This window comes from Desulfovibrio sp., from assembly GCF_009712225.1.
Lineage (GTDB): Bacteria > Desulfobacterota > Desulfovibrionia > Desulfovibrionales > Desulfovibrionaceae > Desulfovibrio.
Genome location: NZ_WASP01000005.1, coordinates 148,091 through 155,135 on the forward strand (window position 1 = coordinate 148,091; position 7,045 = coordinate 155,135).

Here is a 7,045-nt window from a genome sequence, read left to right on the forward strand (position 1 = left end):
GCCTCCGATTCCGCGGCAGGGGGCGGTTTGCCGTGTTGCGACAGATTTGCGGCCAGCCGGTGGCTAGCGCAAATTCTTGATCACGTCCGAAACAGTCTGCCCGTCGGGGGCACGCGCGCCAGGGTTGACCGCCAGCAGGCGCAGCCATGCCTTCATGGCGTCGTCCTTGCGCTTGAGGTCAAAATAAAGCACCACGCCTTCGTTGAACATGGCGTTTTCGTGGCGGGGATTCACGCTGGAGGCGCGGCGAAAACTGGAGACAGCCTTGTCGAATTCGCCAAGCTCGCGGTACATGATGCCAAGATCGGTGAGCACGTCGGCATTGTCGGGGGCAATGGCAAGCGAACGCTCGTAGGCGCTGGCAGCCTTGCGCGACTGGCCGGTGTCAAAATAAAGGTTGCCGAGCTCGGTCCAGTTTTGCGCGTTCTTGGGGTCAGCCAGAACGGTCTGCTCCATGGCCGCGATCTTGGCTACCAGTTCGGGCGGCATGGGGGGCTGGTTGTCCTGGCGGGGCTGGGCAGGAGCCTGAGCTCCCTGCTGTGCGGGGGCCGCGGCCTGCTGCGCAGGAGCCTGCTGGGCAGGTTCGGAGCCAAACATGGACGGCACAAGGCTGCCCACGTAAATGCCCAACACAAGAGCAAGGCCAATACCTACAAAAAAGACGCCTTTGCTCACTTTGCTGAGGCCTTTGTGCTGTTCGGTCTGCAAGGCGGCTTCAGAGGCAGCCTGCAAGGTTTGTGCGCTGGTGGATTTGGCATCGGCGGACTGGGCTGCCGATGTGGATTCTGCGGATTCTTTGGTGGGCTTCTGGCTTGCCATGTATTCCTCTTGGCTTGGAAAATATCTTTATCCGCCAGCCTACAACCGGAGGAAAAAAGAGGCAAGCCCGCAGCCTGGGCGCAACCGTACGGCTACGGCACTTTTACTGTGGCCGTCTGCCGTGGACAAGGTGGTATACACCCACGCCGCACACAACAAGCGCGCTCAGGGCCATATACATGCCGCTGTACCCGGCCAGAGGGATGGCATGCCCGAAAACATAAGGGCCAAGTCCGATTCCGAGATCAAAAAAGATATAGAAGGTGGTGGTGGCCTGCGCATAGCGCGAGCGTGAAACCAGCGAGAGCGATACCGCCTGCCCCACAGACTGAAAGTTGGCAAAGCCTATGCCCAGCAGCACCCCGGCGCATAAAAGCATGGCCGTACTGTGCGCCTGCGAAAGCACAAACAGGGCCAGCGCAGTAATCAGCAGGGCCGGATACATGACCACATGCTCGCCGCGTGTGTCAAAAAGGCGGCCGGTCTGTGGCCTGGTGAGCAGAGCCGCGCCCGCATAACACAGAAAAAATATGCTGGCCGCGCCCGTAAGGCCGTGCTCTGCGGCAAACGAAGGCAAAAAGGCCTGTATACAGCCGTAGCCAGGGCAGACAACAAGGGCCACCAGCGAAAAACGCACCACACGCGGGTCTATGTAGCTGTTCATGCTGAACACCGGGCGCAGGCGCAGGTGCATGGGCGGCAGGTTGCGCAAAAAAACAAAGATGCCCAGGCACAGCAGGCTGACAATGCCACTGAGCTGCATCAGTGTACGGTAGCCGTAGCTGAGGGAAAGGCTGATGCCCAGAAAGGGCCCGAGGGCCAGCGCCAATGCGGCGCTCATGGTAAAAAGACCTATGCCAAGGCCATGAAAGCGCACGGGAACCACATAGGCCACAATGGCCCCTGTGGCCGTGCCCGCCACACCCACGCCAAACCCGGCCATAAAACGCTGGATAAATATCAGCGGCAGCGAGTGCGCAAACTCAAGGGCGCCAATGCTGGCCGCAAACAGCAGCAAACCCGCCAGCAGGCATAGTCTGCCGCCAATGGCCGACATCTGATTGCCGGTAACAAACCGGCCCGCAAGACAGCCGATAACCATGATGCCCGATGAAAACCCGGCTACGCTCAGGCTGACCCCAAAGGTTTTTTGCACATGGGCAGTGCCGGTGACAAAGATAAGGTAATAATCTGTCATCAGCAGCAGGTTTATGCAGGTCACAACCAGAAAATTGCCACGGCAGATGGCGGCAAGCGACTCGCCAAAGCTGGCGCTGGCCTGCCGGGCTGTTTGCTTGCGGCATCTTTTTTGGGGCATGGCTGGTCTCTTTTTTCTGAAAGAAAAAACCGTTGCGTCTGCAACATCAAATGCCTTTGGGTGAACCCCTTGTCAAGGCAAGCAAGACAAGGGTAGCTTTATAACATACCGGTACATGTTGCACTGTTTCTTCGGGGTCATTTTGCGCGGGAAGTCTTCAACCAGTTACAGGAACAAACCATGAAACTCGCCTACAGGTGGATCACGCTGGCCAACAGGAACTACTTTCTGTACCTCAACAGGGCACTCGCGCCCTACGGCCTCAACAGCAGCCAGTACCAGTTCATCCTGAATCTCTTTCAGAATCCGGGTATCACCCAGGACAAGCTGCCCGAGCTTATCTGCATCAACAAAAGCAACGTGGCCCGCACCCTGGCGCAGCTTGAAAAAAAGGGACTTATCCGCCGCGAGGTCAATCAGGAAGACAAGCGCACGGCCACGGTTTTTCTTACAGAACGGGCTCACGATCTGTACCCGCAGATAATGGGCGTTATCCAGGTATGGGACGACGCGGTGACCGAGGTTTTTTCTGATCAGGAAAAAGAAACCCTGCTTGATCTCATGCGGCGGCTGTCAGGGCGCGCGGCAGAGCTGCGCGACGCAACGCCCCATACCCTAAAAAAATAGTGTGGTTTTCGGTAACTGCTTGTGCACCGTAACCTTTCCGGGATAGGGTGCGACATGGGCTTTTGCGCCCTGTCATGCGATTTGCGGGAGGAGCGTCATGCTCAGCGTTTTTGACCTTTTCAAAATTGGCATCGGGCCGTCCAGTTCCCACACCGTTGGCCCCATGGTGGCGGGCAAGGCCTTTGCGGGCGAGCTTGCCGTTCTGGGCATGCTGCCGTTTGTGCAGCGGGTAAAGATAGAGCTTTACGGGTCGCTGGCGCTAACCGGCGAGGGCCACGGCACCATGGGCGCCGTGCTGGCCGGACTTGAGGGTGAAGAACCGCAGGAGGTGGACATCGCACAGATGGCCCGCCGTACCGCCGAGCTGCAAAATAATGCTGATCTGGTGCTTATGTGCGCCTACACAATCCCGTTCGATTTCCAGCGCGATGTGTGCCAGCACAAGGGCATTTTTTTGCCGCGTCATTCCAATGCCATGACGCTTTCGGCCTATGATGCCGAGGGTCGGCAGATATACACCAAAAATTACTATTCCATCGGCGGCGGTTTTATCCGTACGGACGACGACTTTGACCGCCAGCGCGAGCTGTACGCCACGCCCCCCCATCCTTACGAAAAAGCCGCCGAACTGTTTGAAATCTGCGCGCGCGAAAACAAGACCATCGCGCAGATCGTGATGACCAACGAGGTGTTCTGGCGTTCAGAGAGCGAGGTGAACGAGCGTATTACGGCCATAATGGACGTCATGCGCGAGGCAGTGGAACGCGGGTGCTACACCGACGGCGTGCTGCCCGGCGGGTACAACGTGCGTCGCCGCGCGCCCAACCTGCTGCGCAAGGTCAGCGCCCTGCAGGCGGCGGGGCGGCGAGACCTGAGCCTGTGGCCCATGCTCTATGCCTTTGCCGTGGCAGAAGAAAACGCTTCCGGCGGGCGCATTGTCACGGCCCCCACCAACGGCGCGGCGGGTATAGTGCCAGCCGTTTTGCTCTATTATCTCAATTTTTACCCCCATGCCACGGACGAGGGCGCACGCGACTTTCTGCTCACTGCCGGGGCCATTGGCCTGTTTTACAAGCTCAACGCGTCCATCTCGGGCGCAGAGGTGGGCTGCCAGGGCGAGGTGGGCGTGGCCTGCTCCATGGCTGCCGGGGCCTACTGCGCGGTTACGGGCGGCAACGTCAAACAGGTGGAGGTGGCGGCAGAGATCGGCATGGAGCACAACCTTGGCCTCACCTGCGACCCCGTGGGTGGTCTTGTGCAGATTCCCTGCATTGAGCGCAACGGTGTTGCCGCAGAGCGCGCGGTAAACTGCGCCCAGCTTTCGCGGCTTGAGGACGGTCGCCAGCGCGTCATCTCGCTGGATGAGATCATTGAGGTCATGTACCACACCGGGCTGGACCTGCAATCGCGTTACAAGGAAACCTCGCTCGGCGGTCTGGCCGAGGCTGTGGCCAAGGGCATGGAACGTAAAAAAATGGCCTCTGACGCGGCTGGAAAATAATTTCAGACTATCTGTATATTGCTCAAAACGCGGCTCCCGGGCCGCGTTTTTTATTTTCTTCCAGAGAGGTTGAGCCATTATTGCAAACGGTTGTGGCCCAAAACATAGCAACGCAATACGAATGCAGCACTACGTGATACTGATATAAAAAGTGGAAAATTGCGTTCAAAATGTTCTGAAAAGTGTGTTTTGGGGTGAAACTGGTGTGATGTGAAGTTTTTAAAAACTAATAGCACAGAATAATTGTTGAAATTTATCTGATATCCGAGAGTATCGACAAAACAAGAAAAATGAGTAAGTATTTCTGATGTAATGCAAGGCATATAGGGCAATGAGGCAATATCCTTTACGGAGAGTTTTTCATCATAATGCTCTTCGGTGTTTAAATGCAGGCATGCCAGAAAATCAGCGTGTAAAAGGTTTACTGAACTGTGCACGGCTGTATTAATGCATGTTGCACAGACTGATCATTATCGTGTCCTCTTTGTGCTGCATACGGTACGTCCTGAAACCTGTAACACTGGAAGTGCAAGATGAAAAAACTGTTTTTTGCAATCGTGTTGGCGGCCATGTTTGCCATGCCCATGAACGCCTCTGCCAAGGCTGATAAAATTGATTTTGGCAAACTGAAGTGCAGTGCATTTGTGGAGCTGGATTCCGAAACCATGACCATGCTTTATTTTTGGCTTGATGGCTATGCCAGCGCCAAAACCGGCGATACAAAGCTGGATGTCGGCGCTGTTGAAAACAACCTGACCCAGATCATGAAGGTCTGTCAGAAGAACCCCAACAAAACGGTGCTTTCGGTTATCGCAGACTAGGTTTGCCGTTACGGCAACAGGTTTGGTTCTGGAAAAAGGGCGGGTTTCAACGACCCGCCCTTTTCACTTCTGAACATTGCCAGGCAGAGATCTCTGCTGCGCGGCATTCCCATCCGGCCCGGCAAAAAGCCTGTCGGCCAGTTTACGGTGCGCGGCGGGCATGGCCAGCTCGTTGAGTTCCTGGGGTGTGACCCAGCGGCATTCCGAGGCTGCAGTGAGCTGCGGCGGTTGCGGTGGGCTTTCCGTGTCGGGCGGTGTTTCAAGTTCCAGCCCAAAGCAGTGCAGCGTCAGCCTGTAGGTAGTATAGCCGTGTCGAATGATACCGTGCCGCTCAGTCACGCATACGGCAAAGCCCGTTTCCTCCATAAATTCTCTCACGCTGGCCTGTTCCGGGCTTTCGTCCGCCTCAACCCTGCCGCCGGGGAATTCCCACAGGTTCCCCCACACCCCCGAAGGGGGGCGCTTTTGCACAAATACCCTGTTGCCGCAGTGCAGCACACCGGTAACGGCGTTGACGGGTGTGATGGTGGCCCTCTTGCCGGGTACAGGACGCTGATCGGTGATGCCGAGGTGCAGGCTGATGCAGAACCTCGCCAGCGGACATGTTCCACACAGGGGTTTTTTGCGGCACACCAGCGCGCCCAGTTCCATCATGGCCTGGTTGTGCTCCCGGGCCATGCCTTCTGGTACAAGGCGTAGCGCCCACCGGTGTATGATCCCCGCCGCCGGATCCAGTTTTACGGGGCTGTCCACATCAAAAATACGGGCAACCACGCGCTCCACGTTGGCGTCCACGCAGGGCAGTTTTTCGCCAAACGCAATGCTTGCCACTGCGCCTGTGGTGTAGGGGCCAACCCCTGGCAGGGCACGTATGTCAGCAAGGTCTGAAGGAAAAACGCCGCCGTGCTCTGTCATTATCTTGCGCGCAGCGGTCAGAATGTGCCGGGCGCGTGAATAATAACCAAGCCCCTCCCACTGCCGCAGCACTTCTTCTTCGCTGGCGGCGGCAAGAGTGGCGATATCGGGGAAGCGGCGCATCCAGTTTTTGAAGTAGCTGACGCCACGTTCCATCTGGGTTTGCTGCAGCATAACCTCTGATATCCACACCTCGTAGGGGGTGTAGTTTACACGCCAGGGCAGGCTGCGCTGATTTTGGGCAAACCACTGGAGCAGGGCCGTTTGCAGCTCTGCAAGGTGTTCGTGCGGGGGCAGGTGGTGGGGCCGGGGCTGGCCCCCTTGCGGCAGACCCGGCAGGGTGGCTGGCTGCGCTTTGAGAGTCTTGCGGTTCATGGCAAGCAGCCTATACCGGTAAACGGGCATTGTCATCCGGGGCGGCATGCCCTATATTCGCGCCAATGGCGGGGTAGCCCCCGCTATGCGAATAACCACTCAAGGAGCACCCATGTCCGACAATCCTACGGTTTTGCTGGAGACCTCCTCCGGCGACATTCTGGTGGAGCTTTTTGCTGACAAGGCCCCCCAAACCGTTGCCAATTTTTTGAAATATGTGGATGACGGCTTTTACACCAACACCATTTTTCACCGCGTTATCCCCGGCTTCATGATTCAGGGCGGCGGCATGGGCGCGCGTATGGACGAAAAGCCCACCCGCGAACCCATTACCAACGAAGCCGACAACGGCGTGAGGAACGACCGCGGCACCCTTGCCATGGCCCGCACCCGCGACCCGCACAGCGCCACGGCACAGTTCTTCATCAACCTGGTGGACAACGATTTTCTCAATCACACTTCGCCCACCCTTGACGGCTGGGGCTACTGCGTTTTCGGCAAAGTTGTCGAAGGCATTGAAAACGTGGATAAAATTGCCAAGGTCAAAACCAAGACCGTGGGCTTCCATGAAAATGTGCCCACCGACATGGTGCTGATCACCGGGGCGAGCCGCTTCGAATAAAGCGAAGCGGCCGGCCCCCGCCGGACGGGGGGGGAGGGCGTCCGCGC

At 57.4% G+C, this 7,045-nt stretch carries 7 protein-coding genes; 4 read left to right on the plus strand and 3 right to left on the minus strand.

Annotated features, from left to right (window positions below; all coding sequences use genetic code 11):
* Positions 1 to 63 precede the first annotated feature (63 nt).
* Entirely contained in the window at positions 64 to 819 is a 756-nt protein-coding gene (locus F8N36_RS04475; RefSeq protein WP_291331602.1) for a tetratricopeptide repeat protein, read from the minus strand.
* A 103-nt stretch (positions 820 to 922) separates the two neighbouring features.
* The gene (locus tag F8N36_RS04480; RefSeq protein WP_291331603.1) at positions 923 to 2,137 is read right to left on the minus strand and encodes an MFS transporter; all 1,215 of its coding nucleotides are present in this window, start codon (positions 2,135 to 2,137) and stop codon (positions 923 to 925) included.
* A gap of 180 nt (positions 2,138 to 2,317) precedes the next feature.
* On the opposite strand from F8N36_RS04480, the gene F8N36_RS04485 reads away from it, so the two are divergent.
* From F8N36_RS04485 to F8N36_RS04495, 3 genes are all read left to right on the plus strand, one after another.
* Positions 2,318 to 2,764 carry a MarR family transcriptional regulator gene (locus tag F8N36_RS04485; protein ID WP_291331604.1) on the plus strand — a complete coding sequence of 149 codons (447 nt, stop codon included), beginning with the start codon at positions 2,318 to 2,320 and terminating at the stop codon, positions 2,762 to 2,764.
* Positions 2,765 to 2,861: 97 nt separating this feature from the next.
* A complete protein-coding gene (locus F8N36_RS04490) occupies positions 2,862 to 4,265 on the plus strand; it encodes an L-serine ammonia-lyase (RefSeq protein ID WP_291331605.1) in 1,404 nt (467 codons plus the stop codon).
* Positions 4,266 to 4,798: 533 nt separating this feature from the next.
* Positions 4,799 to 5,086: an HdeA/HdeB family chaperone gene (locus tag F8N36_RS04495; RefSeq protein ID WP_291331606.1), complete on the plus strand. Its 288-nt coding sequence runs from the start codon at positions 4,799 to 4,801 to the stop codon at positions 5,084 to 5,086.
* 63 nt (positions 5,087 to 5,149) lie between these two features.
* On the opposite strand, the gene mutY is transcribed toward F8N36_RS04495, so the two are convergent.
* Complete coding sequence (gene mutY / locus F8N36_RS04500; protein WP_291331607.1) at positions 5,150 to 6,412, minus strand: A/G-specific adenine glycosylase; 1,263 nt, start codon at positions 6,410 to 6,412, stop codon at positions 5,150 to 5,152.
* Between the two features lie 76 nt (positions 6,413 to 6,488).
* Here mutY and F8N36_RS04505 point away from each other — a divergent pair, with 76 nt between their 5' ends.
* Positions 6,489 to 6,998, plus strand: a complete 510-nt coding sequence (locus tag F8N36_RS04505; protein WP_291331608.1) for a peptidylprolyl isomerase — start codon at positions 6,489 to 6,491, stop codon at positions 6,996 to 6,998.
* Positions 6,999 to 7,045: the final 47 nt, after the last annotated feature.

Coding starts and splice junctions, on each gene's coding strand:
- F8N36_RS04475 (WP_291331602.1), bottom strand. CDS start 819: ATGGCAAGCCAGAAGCCCACCAAAGAATCCGCAGAATCCACATCGGCA.
- F8N36_RS04480 (WP_291331603.1), bottom strand. CDS start 2,137: ATGCCCCAAAAAAGATGCCGCAAGCAAACAGCCCGGCAGGCCAGCGCC.
- F8N36_RS04485 (WP_291331604.1), top strand. CDS start 2,318: ATGAAACTCGCCTACAGGTGGATCACGCTGGCCAACAGGAACTACTTT.
- F8N36_RS04490 (WP_291331605.1), top strand. CDS start 2,862: ATGCTCAGCGTTTTTGACCTTTTCAAAATTGGCATCGGGCCGTCCAGT.
- F8N36_RS04495 (WP_291331606.1), top strand. CDS start 4,799: ATGAAAAAACTGTTTTTTGCAATCGTGTTGGCGGCCATGTTTGCCATG.
- mutY (WP_291331607.1), bottom strand. CDS start 6,412: ATGACAATGCCCGTTTACCGGTATAGGCTGCTTGCCATGAACCGCAAG.
- F8N36_RS04505 (WP_291331608.1), top strand. CDS start 6,489: ATGTCCGACAATCCTACGGTTTTGCTGGAGACCTCCTCCGGCGACATT.